The 18,433-nt window shown below is 37.3% G+C and carries 19 protein-coding genes; 3 read left to right on the top strand and 16 right to left on the bottom strand.

Annotated elements, in window-relative coordinates; all coding sequences use genetic code 11:
- Positions 1-81: 81 nt before the first annotated feature.
- On the top strand, positions 82-1,179 hold the full coding sequence (locus ACOI1D_RS05170) for an ABC transporter ATP-binding protein (protein ID WP_422499763.1): 1,098 nt from the start codon (positions 82-84) through the stop codon (positions 1,177-1,179).
- A gap of 129 nt (positions 1,180-1,308) precedes the next feature.
- Here the strand turns inward: ACOI1D_RS05170 and ACOI1D_RS05175 are convergent, their stop codons facing one another.
- Both ACOI1D_RS05175 and fumC read right to left on the bottom strand, forming a co-directional pair.
- The gene (locus ACOI1D_RS05175; RefSeq protein WP_422499764.1) at positions 1,309-1,503 is read right to left on the bottom strand and encodes a small, acid-soluble spore protein, alpha/beta type; all 195 of its coding nucleotides are present in this window, start codon (positions 1,501-1,503) and stop codon (positions 1,309-1,311) included.
- A 157-nt stretch (positions 1,504-1,660) separates the two neighbouring features.
- Positions 1,661-3,046, bottom strand: a complete 1,386-nt coding sequence (fumC, locus tag ACOI1D_RS05180) for a class II fumarate hydratase (protein ID WP_422499766.1) — start codon at positions 3,044-3,046, stop codon at positions 1,661-1,663.
- Positions 3,047-3,335: 289 nt separating this feature from the next.
- Between fumC and ACOI1D_RS05185 the strand changes: the two genes are divergently transcribed.
- Complete coding sequence (locus ACOI1D_RS05185) at positions 3,336-4,250, top strand: zinc dependent phospholipase C family protein (RefSeq protein ID WP_422499768.1); 915 nt, start codon at positions 3,336-3,338, stop codon at positions 4,248-4,250.
- A 130-nt stretch (positions 4,251-4,380) separates the two neighbouring features.
- Here the strand turns inward: ACOI1D_RS05185 and ACOI1D_RS05190 are convergent, their stop codons facing one another.
- The 3 genes from ACOI1D_RS05190 to ACOI1D_RS05200 all read right to left on the bottom strand — a co-directional run bounded on the left by ACOI1D_RS05190 (position 4,381) and on the right by ACOI1D_RS05200 (position 7,527).
- Positions 4,381-5,679 carry an MFS transporter gene (locus ACOI1D_RS05190; protein ID WP_422499769.1) on the bottom strand — a complete coding sequence of 433 codons (1,299 nt, stop codon included), beginning with the start codon at positions 5,677-5,679 and terminating at the stop codon, positions 4,381-4,383.
- 68 nt (positions 5,680-5,747) lie between these two features.
- The gene (locus tag ACOI1D_RS05195) at positions 5,748-7,211 is read right to left on the bottom strand and encodes a methyl-accepting chemotaxis protein (RefSeq protein ID WP_422499770.1); all 1,464 of its coding nucleotides are present in this window, start codon (positions 7,209-7,211) and stop codon (positions 5,748-5,750) included.
- 82 nt (positions 7,212-7,293) lie between these two features.
- The gene (locus ACOI1D_RS05200; protein ID WP_422499771.1) at positions 7,294-7,527 is read right to left on the bottom strand and encodes an IDEAL domain-containing protein; all 234 of its coding nucleotides are present in this window, start codon (positions 7,525-7,527) and stop codon (positions 7,294-7,296) included.
- A gap of 237 nt (positions 7,528-7,764) precedes the next feature.
- On the opposite strand from ACOI1D_RS05200, the gene ACOI1D_RS05205 reads away from it, so the two are divergent.
- Positions 7,765-8,628 carry a cation diffusion facilitator family transporter gene (locus tag ACOI1D_RS05205; RefSeq protein WP_422499772.1) on the top strand — a complete coding sequence of 288 codons (864 nt, stop codon included), beginning with the start codon at positions 7,765-7,767 and terminating at the stop codon, positions 8,626-8,628.
- Between the two features lie 117 nt (positions 8,629-8,745).
- Here ACOI1D_RS05205 and ACOI1D_RS05210 read toward each other — a convergent pair whose 3' ends face one another.
- The 11 genes from ACOI1D_RS05210 to ACOI1D_RS05260 form a co-directional block, all read right to left on the bottom strand.
- Positions 8,746-9,291, bottom strand: a complete 546-nt coding sequence (locus ACOI1D_RS05210; protein ID WP_422499773.1) for a GNAT family N-acetyltransferase — start codon at positions 9,289-9,291, stop codon at positions 8,746-8,748.
- A 46-nt stretch (positions 9,292-9,337) separates the two neighbouring features.
- Positions 9,338-9,631: an AzlD domain-containing protein gene (locus ACOI1D_RS05215; protein WP_422499775.1), complete on the bottom strand. Its 294-nt coding sequence runs from the start codon at positions 9,629-9,631 to the stop codon at positions 9,338-9,340.
- On the bottom strand, positions 9,628-10,356 hold the full coding sequence (locus ACOI1D_RS05220; protein WP_422499776.1) for an AzlC family ABC transporter permease: 729 nt from the start codon (positions 10,354-10,356) through the stop codon (positions 9,628-9,630). The genes ACOI1D_RS05215 and ACOI1D_RS05220 overlap by 4 nt, the downstream gene beginning before the upstream one ends.
- Positions 10,357-10,732: 376 nt before the next feature.
- Positions 10,733-11,497 carry a cobalamin-binding protein gene (locus ACOI1D_RS05225; RefSeq protein ID WP_422499778.1) on the bottom strand — a complete coding sequence of 255 codons (765 nt, stop codon included), beginning with the start codon at positions 11,495-11,497 and terminating at the stop codon, positions 10,733-10,735.
- Positions 11,498-11,521: 24 nt separating this feature from the next.
- The gene (gene map, locus ACOI1D_RS05230) at positions 11,522-12,280 is read right to left on the bottom strand and encodes a type I methionyl aminopeptidase (protein WP_422499780.1); all 759 of its coding nucleotides are present in this window, start codon (positions 12,278-12,280) and stop codon (positions 11,522-11,524) included.
- 208 nt (positions 12,281-12,488) lie between these two features.
- Entirely contained in the window at positions 12,489-13,247 is a 759-nt protein-coding gene (locus ACOI1D_RS05235) for a (S)-benzoin forming benzil reductase (protein ID WP_422499781.1), read from the bottom strand.
- A 109-nt stretch (positions 13,248-13,356) separates the two neighbouring features.
- The gene (locus ACOI1D_RS05240) at positions 13,357-14,724 is read right to left on the bottom strand and encodes a dipeptidase (protein ID WP_422499782.1); all 1,368 of its coding nucleotides are present in this window, start codon (positions 14,722-14,724) and stop codon (positions 13,357-13,359) included.
- A gap of 102 nt (positions 14,725-14,826) precedes the next feature.
- Positions 14,827-15,960, bottom strand: coding sequence for a bifunctional cystathionine gamma-lyase/homocysteine desulfhydrase (locus tag ACOI1D_RS05245; protein WP_422499783.1), 1,134 nt, complete (start codon positions 15,958-15,960; stop codon positions 14,827-14,829).
- A gap of 29 nt (positions 15,961-15,989) precedes the next feature.
- Entirely contained in the window at positions 15,990-16,907 is a 918-nt protein-coding gene (locus ACOI1D_RS05250; protein ID WP_422499785.1) for a PLP-dependent cysteine synthase family protein, read from the bottom strand.
- Positions 16,908-16,919: 12 nt separating this feature from the next.
- Complete coding sequence (locus ACOI1D_RS05255) at positions 16,920-17,387, bottom strand: S-ribosylhomocysteine lyase (RefSeq protein WP_422499787.1); 468 nt, start codon at positions 17,385-17,387, stop codon at positions 16,920-16,922.
- Positions 17,388-17,393: 6 nt separating this feature from the next.
- A complete protein-coding gene (locus ACOI1D_RS05260; protein ID WP_422499789.1) occupies positions 17,394-18,041 on the bottom strand; it encodes a class I SAM-dependent DNA methyltransferase in 648 nt (215 codons plus the stop codon).
- Positions 18,042-18,433 lie beyond the last annotated feature (392 nt).

Genomic DNA, 18,433 nt, shown 5'->3' on the forward strand with positions numbered 1-18,433 from the left:
TTATTTGTGCATGTTTCACGTATACAAAGTTGCATGGATTATATAAACTTAAGCTAACAATAAATGTTGGGGGAAAAAAACATGGCAGAGCTACGTTTAGAACATATTCAAAAATCTTATGACAAAAAATTAATAGCGGTTGATGATTTTAATCTGCATATCCAGGATAAAGAATTCATCGTATTTGTTGGACCATCTGGTTGTGGTAAGTCAACTACGCTGCGAATGATTGCTGGTTTAGAAGAAATTTCCGATGGTAATCTATTTATTGATGAAAAAAAGATGAACGATGTTGCTCCGAAAGATCGTGATATTGCAATGGTTTTTCAGAACTACGCATTATATCCACACATGAATGTATACGACAATATGGCTTTTGGATTAAAGCTTCGTAAATTTAAAAAGGATGAAATTGACAAGCGTGTACAAAACGCTGCTAGTATTTTAGGACTTGAATCCTATTTAGAGCGTAAGCCAAAGGCATTATCTGGTGGACAACGTCAACGTGTTGCGCTAGGACGGGCTATTGTAAGAGATGCTAAAGTATTTCTTATGGATGAACCTCTATCTAACCTTGATGCCAAATTACGTGTACAGATGCGTGCTGAAATTCAAAAGCTTCACAAGCGTTTGCAAACGACTACAATTTACGTAACACATGACCAAACTGAGGCAATGACAATGGCAACACGTCTTGTCGTTATGAAGGATGGTATTATTCAACAGGTAGGTGCACCAAAAGAAGTTTACGATAAACCTGATAACATATTCGTCGGTGGCTTTATAGGATCTCCATCAATGAACTTCCTGAATGGTACATTAGATGATGGTCATTTTGTAATGGAAGATTTAAAAGTTAAAATTCCAGAAGGAAAAATGAAAATGCTACGCGATCAAAACTTTGTTGGCAAGGAGCTTATTTTGGGAATACGTCCAGAAGATATTCATGATGAGCCATTATTTATTGAATCTACTCCAGAGACAAAAATTACTGCTTCAATTGAGGTGGCAGAATTAATGGGTGCAGAAACTTATCTGTATTCAAAAGTTAATGAGCAGGATTTCGTAGCTCGTATTGATTCACGCACGGATATAGACGGCGGTGAACAATTAGAATTGGCTTTTGATATGAATAAAGCACACTTTTTTAATCCTGAAGATGAGTTACGAATCCGCTAATATTGAAATATTAGAACTGAGTTTGGGATAAAAAAATACAAATAATAAGAGGGACGTCGTAAACGACAGTCCCTCTTTATTTGGTTTAAGCTGGAGGGCTTCCCCAGCGAGCCATGTTATTTATTGTTGTTATTTTCCGCTAAGTTGTTGTTGAGCTGTTTGAACTAAACGTTTTGTGATTTCCCCACCAACGGATCCGTTAGCACGAGAAGCTGTATCTGCACCCAATTGCACGCCAAATTCTTGAGCTATTTCATATTTCATTTGGTCAAGAGCTTGTTCTACGCCAGGCACTAAGATTTGATTTGAGTTGTTGCTAGCCATGAATATCACCTCCTGTAATAGATATTGTGTACATAAGCAAGAATCTTATCACTGATAATTGTTGGAAATTAAGGTAAGAAATTGTATGCATAAAAAAGGCCATTACAACAGAGGTAATGGCCTTTTGGTTACGCTTTTAATTTCCCTTTTTGACTCCCTATCTTGGATGAGTCATTTCTTTAGGATTTACATAATTATCGAATTGATTTTCTGTTAAAAGACCTAATTTTACTGCAGTTTCTTTTAATGTTGCATTATCTTCAAATGCAGTTTTAGCTATTTTAGCTGCGTTTTCATATCCTATATGTGGATTTAAAGCAGTTACGAGCATTAACGAATCATTCAAGTATTTTTCTATTTGTTCATGATTTGGTTCAATTCCCTGGACACAGCGCTCATCAAACGATAGCATGCTGTCTGCTAACAACTGACAGGATTGGAGGAAGTTATAAGCTATGACAGGTTTAAATACATTGAGCTCAAAATTCCCTTGGCTTGCTGCGAAACCAATTGTTGCGTCATTTCCCATAACTTGTGCAGCAACCATTGTCACCGCTTCACTTTGCGTAGGATTAACTTTTCCCGGCATGATTGAGCTTCCTGGTTCGTTAGCAGGAATAATAATTTCTCCAATTCCACAACGAGGACCGCTTGCTAACCACCGAACATCATTTGCTATCTTCATTAAATCAGCTGCTAAGGCTTTTAAAGCACCATGGGCATAAACTGTTTCATCATGGCTTGTCAATGCATGAAATTTATTTGGCGCGGAAATAAAACTGTTACCTGTATACGCATTAATGGCCTTACAAACTTTGTCAGAAAACTCTGGATGTGCATTTAAACCGGTCCCAACTGCTGTGCCTCCTATCGCTAGTTCTTTTAGGTGGTGAAGGCTTTCGTTAATCATGGTTTCCGATTTTTCCAGCATGCGGTGCCATCCGCTGAACTCCTGTCCTAATGTTAATGGAGTTGCATCCTGTAAGTGTGTACGACCAATTTTCACAATGTCCTGAAATGTATCCATTTTTACCTTCAGTGAATCCTTTAATTTACGAGTAGCTGGTAAAACTTCATTTTCAAGTTTTAATACAGATGCAATATGCATACCTGTTGGATATGTGTCATTTGAGCTTTGCGATTTGTTTACATCATCATTAGGATGTAACTTTGCATCACTGCCTCCTTGCTTTAGCCACTCGTTTCCAACATATGCTATTACTTCATTTACATTCATATTTGACTGGGTTCCACTTCCAGTTTGCCAAACAACTAATGGAAATTGTTCGTTAAGTTCATCATTTAAAATTTGATCTGCAGCATATTCAATTGCCTCAAATTTTTTCTGTTCCAATAAACCCAGTCCATTGTTTGCTTTAGCAGCACTTTTCTTTAATATAGCAAATGCTTTAATTACTTCAACTGGCATTTTTTCATTACCAATTGGAAAGTTCTGTTTACTGCGTTGCGTTTGTGCCCCCCAGAATTTGTCTGCAGGTACCTCAATTTCCCCAAGCGTGTCCTTCTCAATACGGTAGTCCATTTTATGTTGCCTCCCTATGTAAATGCTTACGTGACTCTATATTCTATTGTAACAAATTTTTTCTGTAATTAGAAAACCTGGGCATTGTTCTTGTTAAAGATGTTACAAAAAAAGTACACCTAGCATGTTATACTATAATTCATTCATTATTTACTTTCATCTTTGGCACCTATTCTATAAAATAAGTACATGTAATAGAAATCATTTTGAATTTTCTTCGTTGACTATACAATCTAAGGCTATTAATTGACTATATGAAATAATAAATAGTATAAGGGGGACTTTTATCATGCCAAATATTTGGACACATATGCTATTTTGTGAGGATGTGGTTGATACGATTGATAATCCAACACCTTTTTTTCAACATGAAGCTTATATGAAATTAGGTGCACAAGGTCCAGATCCATTTTTTTATCATAACTTTTGGCCATGGGTTAAAGATCATTCAGTTGGCGAAATCGGTACAGCACTTCATACAAGGAAATGCGGCGATTTCTTAATCGATCTAATCACTGCTGCAACAAATATGGACTCACACGTAAAAGCATATGTGTTCGGATTTGCTACGCATCATATTTTAGATCGTAATGCCCATCCCTATATACATTATAGAGCCGGCTATGAAGGTAATAAGCATCAGGAACTGGAAGTATTAATTGATACAGTTATGATGGAAAAATTTCATAATATGAAAACATGGAAAGCGCATGTTTTTAAAGAAATAGATGTCGGATTTTCATTGGATAAAGACATTATAGAATTATTACATTCCACTATAAAAAAACATTATCCAGAAGTTGTGAAGGAATCTAACGTCTATATACAGAAGTCTTATCGGGACATGAAATTAGCATTAAAGATATTATCCGATCCTTATGGTTGGAAAAATAAATTGCTGAAATCACTTGTATCTTCTTTTTCCCACCAACCTATCAATAATGACATTGATTATTTGAATGAAAAAGAAGTTACTTGGAACCATCCAGCAACAAACGAACCGTCTTCCCAATCATTTATGGAGTTATATGAAAACAGTCGTGCTGAGGGAATTGAGATACTGAACGTGGTGTTACTTTTTTGGCGTAATCCGACAGATGAAAGAAAACATCAATTGCGTAACCTGATTGGTGACCTTTCCTATGACACTGGGAAGCCTCTAGAATTAAACTTAAGCAATAAGTACAGCGATCCTATTGTATAATTATTGCATTATGCTTTGATAACTTGGCTTATCGCCAAACCTTAGTTGCACTTATGCTGAAAGAAATTTACTATACTTTCTTAACTGCTTAGAAAGGTCAGGATCACTTTTCGTGATCCTGACCCTTCTGTTATTTCGGTGTAACATTAACTTCTTCTCCAGATTTTGTGCTGTTTTTTGCTTCGCTAATACCTTTATCGATATTCACAAATCGTAACAAAATGATACCTATTACAAAAAAGACAAGCAAGGAGACAATCCCTAATCGGCTTGATCCAGTGAGCTGACCCACTAATGCAAACAGAAACGGTCCAAATATCGCTGCAAACTTAGAGGATATACCATAGAACCCAAAGAACTCACCATGTTTATCAGCAGGCACCATACGACCAAATATAGACCTACTCAAGGATTGTGCACCACCTTGAACAAACCCTACACATACCGCCAACAAGTAAAAGTGTAATGCTGTTGTCATGAAGTAACCTAGAATTACTATCCCAATATAGAAATATAACGTAATCGTTAAAGCTTTTTTTGCAGTGATTTTTTTTGCAATCCATCCGAATAAAAAAGTGAATGGAATACCAACAAACTGTGTAATTAATAATGCTGCAATTAATGAATTCTTATCTATTCCTATATCTCGCCCATAAATTGTCGCCATTTTTATAATCGTGGAAATACCATCGTTGTACATCCAAAAAGCTAAGAGAAAGATTAGTAATTGCTTGTATTTTTTAATTTCTTTAAAAGTGGAACTAACCCTTGTAAAGCCGATTGAAATATAGGATTTGTCTCGTTTGACAGGTGCCTTTTTTTCTTCTTTAATATTTCTAAGAAGTGGTAAGGAAAAAACAAACCACCAGATACCAACTGAAACAAATGATAACTGACTAGCCACAGTTGCATTTGGTATACCAAACCATTGATATTTTAAAATCATCAGTAAATTGATTGCAAGTAAAATACCTCCGCCAATATAGCCAAAAGCGAATCCATTAGAAGAAATTCTGTCTATGTCATCTCCCTCAGCTATTTCAGGTAAAAATGCGTCATAAAAAATATTCGCACTGGAAAAACCAATTGTTCCTATTATTAATATCAGTGATGCAAATATATAATCACCTTCACCAACAAAACCCAATAAGACACTCGCTATTATTCCCATAAAGGCAAAAAAGCGTAAAAACTTTTTCTTAGCAGCTGAATAGTCACTTATTGCACCAAGAAATGGCGCAATAATGGCAACAATTAAAACCGCAATAGATTGTGAATAACCCCAGTAACTAGTTGCCAAAGATTGGTCTAATCCCGCTGCTGCAACATCATAGTAAAATATAGGCAATACCGCTGCCATTATAGTAGTTGAAAAAGCAGAGTTTCCGAAATCATATAGCATCCAACTATAAACTGTTTTCTTTTTCATTCGTTTGGACACCCCTTTTCCAGGTTAAGCTTTAATAGTAATTAAATAATTTGATAAGATGTAATTTATCAGATACTTTCTAAGGAAGCTGCAGTTTGATTTGTATTTTCTATAGCACTTGTTAATTTTGTCATACGCTCAACCTGCTGATCTAATACTGCTTCTAGTTGTTGGATAGTCGCAGTTGTCTCTTCAATAACACCTGCCAAAGCATCAATCGCCCCATCTATTGTTTCAGAAGAAGTTTCAATCTCTTTCGCCTGTTTTGCCAAATGACCTAAATATTTGATAAAATTGATCAACTGATTTGTAATTTTTTCAAAGTCTGACTTTGTTTGATATACGTTTTGCGTACTGTCATGCAGCTGCTGTTTATTGGTGTTAACCTGCAATTGGGCTTCTAGTGCATCAGATTCTATTATGGTAAGGTTCTTCCGAATCTGCTTAGCTGTTGATTGAGAAACTTCTGCAAGCTTACGAACTTCACCGGCGACTACTGCAAATCCTTTACCCGAGTCTCCAGCTCTTGCTGCTTCAATACTTGCATTTAATGCCAACAAATTTGTTTGTTCGGCAATTTCTTGGATCTTCGAAGTAAACACACTGTTTTCATGCATTTTCTTTACCAAATTCTCCATATTATGATTTAAACCTTCAAACGAGTGATAAAATCCATCCATCATGTTTGCCAGTGAGTCCATTGATTTTTGACCAGACATTGATAGTTCCTTTAATTCTTCTCCATCAGCAGTACTTTTAACAAATGAACTGGACATTTTTGTTAAAAGTTTTTTTGTACTATCTGTTGTCACTGTTATGTCGGATGCAGTTTCCGCTTGAGATTGGCTTGTCGCAGCAATTTCTTGAAATGCAATTCTCATCTCACGCAATGATTCTGAATTAGAATTGCTTTCCTGTTCCAAAATAGACATTTGTGTTTTGACATTATTAGCTCCTGCCTGAACAGTTTGCGTTAACCTTAACTGTTCTTCACCCTTACTTTCACTTTCAGCCAAAGCAGACTGGGCACTTTCCAAAAGTCTTCTTGCAACACGTACCTGGATAAACAAGACAACAAACACTAAGATAAAAAATACAATCGTAATGGCTGTGGCACGTGTATCAAAACCAATTACTTCTCCCTTTTCAATTACAAAAAAAACGAGTAGGGATAACCCTAAAACACCACCAGTTACTAAAACTGCTAGAGAGAGTGAGATAGCAGCTACAGCTAAAACATAAAATGTGAAGAGCATATTTGTAACATAATCTGAACTTAAAATAATGATAAACGCTATACTCGTTAAGCTAACAATTGCTATATAAGGAATCGCTTTCATAAATATTCGTTTAAACTGGAATAGTCCAATAACCCCTAGACAAATTGCACCTCCAAGTCCTATGGAAACTATGTTGATGATTGGTGCTCCAACAACAACTTCAGCACCGACACCAAGAAAAATTGAAAATAGTAGGATATAAATAAGTACCTGATTTTGTCTTTCCATCATTGAACGACTGTTTTCTTCCATTCCTTTTCCCCCTTTTTCACATTAAATTCATTAAAAATGCCCTACCCACTAAAGGCAAGGCAATTAATCTAAGTTTTATAATTTATTCCCATATAAAATGTTTGTAGGCTTTGCTTAACCGGTGAAACTCTTCCTTTTCTCCATTTTCCAAAGAATAATTTATTGCTTGTTCGAGATGTTTTTTATTCCATTGGAAACAAAGCTCGTCTAGTAATAGTCTGGATACAAGTTTAAATTCAAACGAAATTTCTCGTTTTGCTTTCAGTGGTTTTCCATCATATCGACAGTATCGATAAAAAATCTTTTGTTTTTTCATGGAACTTGCCCCCTTGTTCCTTTTTTCTATTATCCTAAATGTTTGGAATAATTGCAACAAAAAATAATAATTATTTCAAAAAAATCCTGTTTTGGTCGAGCGAAACTTAATTAGCTAACCACAATAGATATAACCACATGCTTGAATGTTTCTCTAGACTCATGACACACTACTTTGGTAGACTATTATAGCTATTATTAATTGATCTCAAACCCAGAACATAAACGGAGGACCCTCATGACACATTCGGAAAACTTGAAAAAGGGCGAGAAAGGTGCTTGGATTAGCATTTTTGCTTACCTTATTTTATCTGTAACTAAACTAATCGTAGCCTATTTTGGGAATTCAGAAGCATTACGAGCAGATGGGTTAAATAATTCAACGGATGTTATTGCATCTATAGCCGTGTTGATTGGTTTAAAAATATCCAGAAAACCAGCAGATAATGATCATCACTATGGGCATTATCGTGCAGAAACAGTAGCTTCTTTGTTCGCTGCCTTTATTATGATTTCAGTTGGGATTCAAGTGATTTACGATACAATCCGTAAACTTTGGCTTGGGGAAGTAACTGAACCGGACCCTATAACTGCCTGGACTGCACTGGGTGCTGCTGTGATTATGTATGGTATCTACAAATACAATGTAAGCTTAGCAAAAGAGATTGAAAGTCCAGGTCTCCACGCAGCTGCACAGGATAATAAATCGGATGCCTTCGTTAGTTTAGGAGCATTTGTCGGGATAGTGGGGGCACAGTTTGGTTTGTACTGGTTGGATCCTATCGCAGGTCTAGTTGTAGGCTTGATTATATGTAAAACAGCATGGGATATCTTTAAAGATTCAACACATGCACTTACCGACGGTTTCGATGCAAAGTTTTTATTTAAAATAAAAAAAAGCATCGCCAGAGTAAATGGTGTTAAAGAGGTCAAGGATATAAAAGGCCGCGTCCACGGTAATCAGTCCTTTATCGATATAATTATTTTGGTGGATCCTGATTTGACTGTTAAAGCAGGCCATGACATAACAGTTCACGTTGAGAATTTACTAGCTCAAAAACATAATATATACTACGCACACATTCACATTGAGCCTTATTAAATGTACAACACATCGTTAAGTCTAATGCTGAAATCCTTAGTTGTACTTATGCAGTAAGAAAGGATTTACACTTTCTTACCTACCTAAAAAAAAGAAGCTAAAAGATAAAATCACCTTCTAGCTTCTACTTTTATTTGTTAAACCTGCTAACAAATCATCTATACTTTTCCAACCATATGCCGTCTCCTGATACGTTCCCTCACCTATGGTCGTTTCTTCTACACCGATAGGTTCTGCCAGGCATCTTTCGTAAAACCTGCTTGATGGGTTCTGTTTTAGCACCCATACAAGAATTGATGTATTTCCTTTTGACTTCATGTCCTCTGCAAATACCTGCAATAATTTTACACCTAAACCTAAACGTTGAAATTCGTCCAACAAATAGATTGTATAAATTTCACTATCGAAGTTAAACCGTTTTGTTCTTTCAGGACCACCATTTACAAAGCCCACGATTTGTTTTTCGTTATGAACTACATAGGTGCATTGATCTTCCTTCTGTAATTTCAAAACGGTTTGCCATAAGGCCAATCGATTTTCGTACGTTATATTTGATATATCTTTTTCATTTAACAATTCTTTATAAGTACTTTTCCAACTATTAATATGTATGTTAGCTATTGCCTCTGCATCCTCATACTCTGCTTTTCTTGTATAATACATGTCTCGAGCCCCCAAGTAAAATCCTCTTTCTATTGAAAAATAAACGTTATAAACTCATAATGAATACTGTTGCAATAGCACCTACTACTACCAAAATGATATTCAGTCCAAAATAAGCCAGGATGATTGCAACAACGCCACCAATAATTCCAATATGTGGATGCTCTGGCCGAACCAATAAAATACCTGGAAAGATCAAGGCCCCAAGTGCGGCATAAGGAATAGCATTTAACCAGCGATTAAGCCAATCAGGAAAATTTATTCGATCCACAATATAGGCTGGTATAATTCTGGGAATCATTGTCGCTAAAGACATTCCAATAATAATTGCAATTATCATTTCGGATCCTCCTTAAGCAAGAAAATCCCACTTGCTGCACCAATAACTGTACCTGCTACTATTGCCCATCCTTCACTCGTAAATTGACTGAATAGAACATTGATTAGTATTGCAAATACAGCGATCAATCCAACTCTTTTCTCCTTTTTGACAGAAGGAATCAGTAAACCGACAAACATAGCATATAATGCAATACCCATGCTTTGGCTCAGTTGAGATGGAATAACTTCACCCAATACTCCCCCTAAAAATGAACCCACAATCCATGAAAAATAAGCAGTAAGAATTAATGCAGTATAAAACAATACTCCCTTTTCTTTTTTAGCTTCTGTAGGATGTAGTGAGGACATTGCAAACGTCTCATCAGTCAACCCCAATGATAAAGGAACTTTAGCATTTAGTCCAATTCCCCGGAGTCTGTTCATAAAGGACAAACTCATAACAAAATGCCTAAAGTTTAATACCAGAGTAGCGATAACAATTTCTAAAAAACCCGATCCCGCAGCAATCATATTAACAGCCATAAATTGGCTCGCACCTGCAAATACAAAGACACTCATTAACGTTAATTCCGTTAGGGTCATGCCTGCCTGCCTTGCAAGAACGCCATATGTAATTGCAATTGGTAAATACCCCAGCATAATGGGCAAACCAACTGCTATACCTTTTTGGATCATTTGCATTGAAGGGGATAATTCTCTTTTGCTGATTGAATTTGTTGCCATCTTATTCTACCCCCTCAAAAATGAAAATTTAGATAAGTATATACTACTTTTTTGAATTTAAAAAGAAATTTGTTTAGGAACAAAAGCGCAAGCGCCCTGGGTAGAGACGTACGGACTGGACTGAGCCGCAGGAGATAAAGGAAACATACCCCTGCAATAGGGGTATGCCGACGTTGGACGGCAAGTCCGCTTTTAGTCGGCCCTCCTCTGGGGAAGGAAGCCGATGTTGACTTATCGTACGAAGGCGAGGGAAGTCTCGCTAGTCTCTGGGCGCTGGAGCTGGACGTGGCTGTTTATGTACCATGGTTATCCACAGCCTGTAATTTTATAGTTTCTAAGCAGCATAAAAGGTCAGCCAATGGTTGGCTGACCTTGATTAAGAAATGATACTTTCTAACTTACGTAATCCCTCAAGCAATCTTGGAGAAGGCCTACAATATAGTGACTCTTCCAAGACATGTATGTTGCCAGACTTTACGGCTTTCATCTGATCCCAATTTGGTCTTTTCATTATAAGTTCTGGTCGCATTTTTTCTTCTTTAACACCAACCCAAACCATGCATATATGATCTGGGTCTTTTTTTCTAACGGTTTCCCAATTGGTCTGAAAACTTGCAACATTTTCTTCTTCAAATACATTAGTTGCTCCTATAAGCGCGCTTAATTCCGTGAGCCAGTTTAAACCACCCGGAGTAAAAACAGGTTTTGGCCACCACTCCCAATAAAGCGTTGGTTGGACTAATCTATGCTTTGCATTCAAACGGAATTCATCAATCGCGTGGCGGAATTTTTTTGCCATCTCGGAACCTAATTGAGGGAAGTTTAAAGCAGATCCAATTTCTCTGATATCCGATTCGATTTCTTCAAGAGTGTTGGGGTTTAAAATTATATATGGTAAACCATAATTGTCCAGTGCCTCAATGTTTTTTTCCATCCCTGGGACACTTAAGGATGCTAAGACAAGATCAGGTTTAAGCTTTGCTACTTTATCCATATCTATTGATAAGTCAGGTCCAACACGTGGTAATTGGTTTACTTCTTCCGGCCAATCCGAAAAGTTATCTACTCCAACCAGTAATTCTGTTTTACCTAAATAAGCAACAACCTCTGTATTACTCGGACAAATAGACACAATTCTCATAGCGAACTCCCCCTAAAATGGTAGCTACCTTTCTTCACCTTGATCGGTAATCAGTAACGGGCCATCCTTTGTAATGACAATGGTGTGTTCATACTGAACGGAACGGCCACCATCTGTTGTTCGTGCAGTCCAATTATTAGCATCCATTTTGCTTTTCCAAGTGCCCTCGTTAATCATAGGTTCAATTGTCACGACCATTCCTTCTTTTAAACGAACACCTTTGTCGGGTAAACCAAAGTGTGGAATGTGAGGCTCTTCGTGAATAGTTGGCCCAATACCATGACCGGTAAAATCCCGAACAACTGAAAATCCTTCATCCTCGGCATATGTTTGAATTGCATGGCCGATATCGCCAATCCTACTGCCAGCCTGGGCTTTTTCTATACCTTTGTATAATGCCTTTCTCGTTACTTCCATCAACCTTTGGCCAACTTGATCAACATTTCCAACTGTATATGTCCATGCGGAATCAGCTAAACCTCCATTTAAATTAACAACCATATCAATTGTTACGATATCACCGTCTACCAGTTTTTCTTCTCTTGGGAAGCCATGACAAATCTCGTCGTTTACAGATGCACAGATGGCATACGGATACCCACTGAACCCTTTTTGTTCAGGAGTAGCTACGTGCTTAGCCAAATACTTTTCGACGAATGTATCAATTTCCATAGTGGTTATCCCGGGTTTTATCATTTTTGCAATTTCTTTATGTGTTTGAACGAGTAATTTGCCAGCCTCTTGCATCATTTCAATTTCCCGTTTACTTTTTCGCGTTATCATTAACTTCTTCCTTTCAACAATAATTATATCTAGGGTATTTTAGTAAATTTAATTTTATGCACCCACTAGTTTATCATATTTTTATGTAAATTTGATTGTTTATGTTCATACTGCGGCAAAAAGGCATGCAGAAAGTATAATCCTTCTTGCATGCCAGGATATGGGTATAGTCAGAATTAGGATGACCCAACCTCACGATGTTCCAAAGTTAAAAGTAATCACTTACATTATAAATCTTTCCATTTTCAATACTACCTTCATCGTTAAGGATATCAACCAGGATTCCTGCGACAGCATCTGTTCCTTTGAGCTTGTTGTCTTTCTTATACGCTATAAATGTGTTTACATCAATAAATGATTGCTTAGATGTTGAACGAATCTTTTCCTGCATTTCGGTGTCCATAATACCAGGACTAAAAGCAATTACTTTATTTCCTGTTTTTAATTCTTCCTGCTCGAGTGCCACTGTCTCAGTATATCGGTTAATACTAGCTTTTGAACTGCAATAAGCACTCCAACCATAAATCGGACGTTCTGCTGCACCCGAAGTGATGGTAACACCTATCATCGTTACTTCAGTTTCAGTTGATTCTTTTAAAAATAGATTCGTTAAAACCATAGGTGCTATAGAGTTCACTTGCATATGATAAGCAAGATCATTACTTTTAATGATCATTGAAGGATCAATTGGATCCAATACCGCGGCATTATTAACGAGGTATAGAGTTGTTAAATTATCAGTAAAGACTTCATTCTTTATTTTCTCAAATGTATTTTCAATTTCAACAACATTACTCAAGTCGCATGTAAAGTGAGTAAAAGTTACATTGTTAGATTTCGCATAATTGGCTAATTCAGTTGAATCTGTACGCGCAATACCAATTACATGAATCCCTGATTCCAATAAATATTTAGCAATAGACTCTCCAAGTCCTCGTGATGTTCCAGTGATAATCGCATACTTCATGTAAAATCCTCCTTAGATGTCATTATCTATTAATACCCCATTTTCAATTAGAAAAAACTCTACAAATATCCCCGTGCAAAATAGTTACACGGGGACATAATGTAGTTCCTTAATGTTTAATCTCATTCCAGTAATGCACTAACGTCTCAATACCTTTATCAAAACTATCCAAAGGAAAACTTTCATTTGGTGAATGCAATCTGTCATCTGGCGTACCAAAGCCTAACAGTACAATCGGAATATTATAGATCGATTCAATCCACTCAACGACTGGTATAGACCCACCCATTCGTACATAGACAGTTTCCTTTCCGAAAGCTTTCGTATAGCTTTTCGCAGCCTTTTGAATCAATGGGTTAGTTGGTTCCACTTTGTATGCTTTTGCTGAAAGTTTTTCTTTTTTAACTTCAACGGTCACACCGGTCGGAGCAACCTTATTCACATGAGCCTCAAGTAACGCCTGAACCTTGTCAGGGTCTTGCCCAGGAACAAGGCGGCAAGTGATTTTAGCTGATGCTGAAGAAGGGATAATTGTCTTGGTGCCTTCTCCCTGATAACCACCGGATATTCCATTGATTTCAAATGTTGGACGTGCCATTGTGTGCTCTTTTGCAGTGTATCCTTTCTCGGATGCAGTTTCTTTTACACCTGCTGCTTCACTGTAGTCTTCCCCCTGAACTTGATCAATCAGTTCTCGTTCCTCATCTGTCAATGGTTCAACATCATCATAAAATCCCTCTACAGTAACTACTTCATCCACATTTTTCATTGATGCTAAAATATGATTTAATGCCATAATTGGATTTCTTATAGCGCCACCATACATTCCAGAATGTAAATCATGATCTGGACCTTTTACATTGACCTCTATTCCGGTGAATCCTTTAAGTCCGTACAGTATAGTAGGCTGGTTCTTGGCAATCATTCCAGAATCAGAAATCACCGCAAAATCCGCAGCGAATTTATCACTTTTTTCGTGAAGAATACGGTATAAGTTTTCACTACCTACTTCTTCCTCACCCTCAATGCATACCTTTACATTAATTGGCAATTTACCCTCTGTATTCATATAAGCCTCAAAGACAGCCAAGTGCATAAACACTTGACCTTTGTCATCACTAGATCCACGTGCGTAGAGCCGACCATTTCGTACTTCAGGCTTAAATGGTTCGCTATCCCATAAATCAATTGGATCGACCGGCTGTACATCATAATGGCCATAAAATAAAACAGTAGGCGCTTCTGGTCCTGCTCCATTATATTCTGCAAAAACTAATGGGTGTCCCCCAGTGTCTATTTGTTCAACGTTTTCAAAATGAATATCATTTAAAAAGTTTTCTACAAAGTCTGCTGCTTGCTTGATATCCTTTTTATGTACATTAGCAGCGCTAATACTTGGAATAGATAAAAATTGATTAAGTCTCTCTAAAAGTTCCGCTCTATTATTTGTCAGATACGATAATACCTTTTCACTCATCGTGAATACCTCCTCAAGCTTTTGATTTTATCTTAGCATAAGGAAACAGTCCCCCGCTACGTTAAAGTTATATAGCGTTGGAGGACTGTCCCCTTCTCGTTACTATTGTAATGCTTTTTCTAAATCCTCTATCAGATCGTCACTATCTTCAATTCCGACAGAAATCCGGATTAGTCCATCGGTTATTCCCAGTTCTAAGCGTCTTTCCCGGGGAATGGATGCATGTGTCATTTGTGCTGGCAGTGAAATAAGACTCTCAACTGCTCCAAGACTTTCTGCTAAAGTGAAGTATTTTACTTTTTCTAAAACCTTTTCAGCCAGTTCTCCACTACCTACATCAAACGATATCATACCGCCATAGCCTGATGCTTGCTCTGATGCAATGTCATGTCCTTTATGACTTTTGATTCCAGGATAATAAATAGTTGACACCTTGTCATGGTTTTGCAAAAAAGTTACGATCTTTTTCGTATTGCTCTCTGTTGCTTCCATTCGTAATGCCAATGTTTTAATTCCGCGCATTAACAGCCAAGAGTCCTGTGGTCCTAATACCCCACCTACTGAATTTTGGATAAAGTGAAGTTCTTTTGCTAATTCATCTGAATTTACTACAACTACCCCAGCCACTACATCACTATGCCCACCGATATACTTGGTTGCACTATGAAGGACAATATCTGCACCTAAATCTATTGGTAGCTGCCAATATGGTGTAGCAAACGTGTTATCCACTATCAATTTTAAATCATGCTTTTTCGCAATTTCTGCCATCTTTTTAATATCAGTAATTTTTAACAATGGATTTGTTGGTGTTTCAACATAAATCGCTTTGGTTTTATCCGTTATCGCTGCTTCCACTTTTTCCGGATAGCTTGTGTCTACATATGTGTGATCTAAATTAAAACGATTCAACACACTTGTCATCAAGCGATACGTACCACCATATACATCATCTGTCATTACAACATGATCATCGGCATCAAATAACATCATAACAGAAGTGATAGCAGCCATACCTGACCCGAAAGCAAAGCCAGCTCTGCCATTTTCTAATTCGCTTATTACTGTTTCGAGTGCATGGCGAGTTGGGTTACCCGTTCTTGAATATTCGAATCCCCTGTGCTTACCAACTTGGTCCTGTTTGTACGTGCTTACTTGATAAATCGGGACAGAGACTGCACCTGTTTTCTCATCATTTGTAATTCCACCATGAATCATTTTGGTTTTTGCTCGCATTTACTTCTCCTCCATATCATTTAACATAGCTAGAATCTATAAATACCTTTGCTAAGATATCTGTCACTACCATCAGGAAAGATCGTTACAATTGTTGATCCAGGTTTTGCTACCTTTGCTTCCTCAAGTGCTGCGTACATAGCGGCACCCGAAGAACTGCCAACTAGTAACCCTTCTTTTTCAGCAAGTTCCTGCACCAGTCTAAATGCATTATCATCTGACACGGTGTGGATTGCGTCGAAGTAATCCCGATTCATATAATCAGGCAAAAACTCCATGCCAATTCCTTCTGTTTCATGAGGACCAGAATCACCACCTGCAATAATCGAACCCTCCGGCTCAACAATTACATTTTTTATAGCATTCGTTTTTTCTTTAAAATAACTGGCTGACCCCATAAATGTCCCACCAGAACCTGCACCTGCAACAAAAACGTCCGGATTCCCGGCCAAATCGCGAATAATTTCAGGTGCCAATGTCTCGTAATACGTCAGTGGGTTTGCAGGATTTTTAAATTGCTGTGGTGAAAAACTGTTTGGAATAGTAGATAATAGCTCGTTTGTTTTTTCAATTGCACCAAGAATACCTTTATCTCTTGGGGTGTGAACAATTTCCGCTCCAAGCGCTTTCATAATCATTTGCTTCTCTTCACTAAAATGTTCGGGAATACAAAAGATTGCCTTGATATTCATGTTTAAAACAGCTAAAGCTAACCCTATACCAGTATTGCCTGCAGTGGGCTCGATGATCGTACCACCATCTTTTAACTCGCCACTTTTTATAGCTTCATCTACTAGCTTTCTGCCTAATCGGTCTTTGACACTTCCACCTGGGTTATAATACTCAAGCTTGGCATACAAACGAACCCCCTCTGGTAGGGGGAAATTTGTCAACTGAAGTAAAGGTGTGTTTCCGATCAGTTCATTAACGGATTTATAGATAGTCATGATAAATACCTCTTATTGTTCAAAAATTTGATGCCAGGTATCACGCTTATCCAGCATATCCTGTGCAATAGTTTTTGCACCTTCTAAACTGTGGTTTGCTGCCCAACCACATTGAACTTCATTACATGCAGGTACTTCTTCAGCTTTTAATACATCATGTAGTGTTTTTTCCAGGGTGTCTAAAACCTGTTCATAATTATCATTATTTAAAATTGCTAAATAGAAACCAGTCTGACATCCCATTGGGCCAATGTCGAGGACATTATCCATATGATTACGAATATTCTCAGCCATTAAGTGTTCAATAGAATGTAGTCCAGGCATATCCATGTGTTCTTTATTTGGCTGTTTAAATCTAATGTCGTATTTATAAACGTCGTCACCATTTGAACCAGTGGTGACCCCCACTAGGCGTACGTATGGTGCTACAACCTTTGTATGGTCTAGATTAAAGCTTTCTACATTCATTTTCTTTGTCATTTCAAATCACACTCCTCTATTTTTTTTAGCTATAACAAGCCAAACAAACGTGTTCATTCTCTTAAAACTAACATGAAAATCATTTTTCTCGAAAAGTTCTTGTAATGTACTTATATAAGGATAGTATTCACGGTTTAAATCCTCTACTAAATCCTTATACCCTTTTTCTTCAGCAGCCGTAATAATAGCTTCCTTCGCAACGACCGATTCAAACATTGTGTCTGCAAAAACAACCTTACCTTTATCAGTGAGTAATTTTGTGAATCCAGAAATTGCCTTATCTTTTTCGGTATCCGTTAAATGATGAAAAGCATAAGTACTTACAACTGTATCCATTTTATCGTCAAACCTTGGAAAAGACAAAAAGTCTCCCTCATAAAGAGATAGTTCCGGTAATTTTTCTGCTGCAATTTTACGCATAGCAGATGATGGCTCAATCCCAAAAACTTTTTCACTATTCTTTAGTAATTTCAAGGTTAAATTTCCTGTACCGACACCAAATTCCATGACATTTCCAGAAGAATACCTTGCGACCTCATCTAATATTTTATCATAATGCTGAAAAACTGCTGCATATTGTGGATCTTCTCCAGAAACACTACTGTCATAAGAGTCAGCCCAATCCTCAAACAATTTAATAAACTCTCGGCCCATTTATTTCAACTCCACGTTTTATATTAAAGCATAGTAATTCACTATGAATAGTATGAATTTCCATGTTTAAGAATAGCATATGTTTTAATTTCTTTCAAAGTTAGTGTTTCTACCCTTAAACTTTAAAAATAATTAGAACAGTGGATTGCTGACATCAACAAAAAACACGATAAATGGGGGACATCGTGATATTGCTCCGGAAATACTCCTTGCTTTTGCGTGCTTGTACTAAGGATCCTTGCGATTGTGTTTATATGATTATTGTTGACGCAAAATCTTTAAAAGGCGAAGTAGTGGATACTTTTCCGTCGCCGTTCCGGCAGAATACTTCGCTTTCCGCGGGCACGGCCTCAGTCTCCTCAGAAGCAAAGAACGCTTCTTCCGGGGTCTTC

This window comes from Virgibacillus sp. DJP39, from assembly GCF_049310925.1.
Lineage (GTDB): Bacteria > Bacillota > Bacilli > Bacillales > Amphibacillaceae > Virgibacillus_F.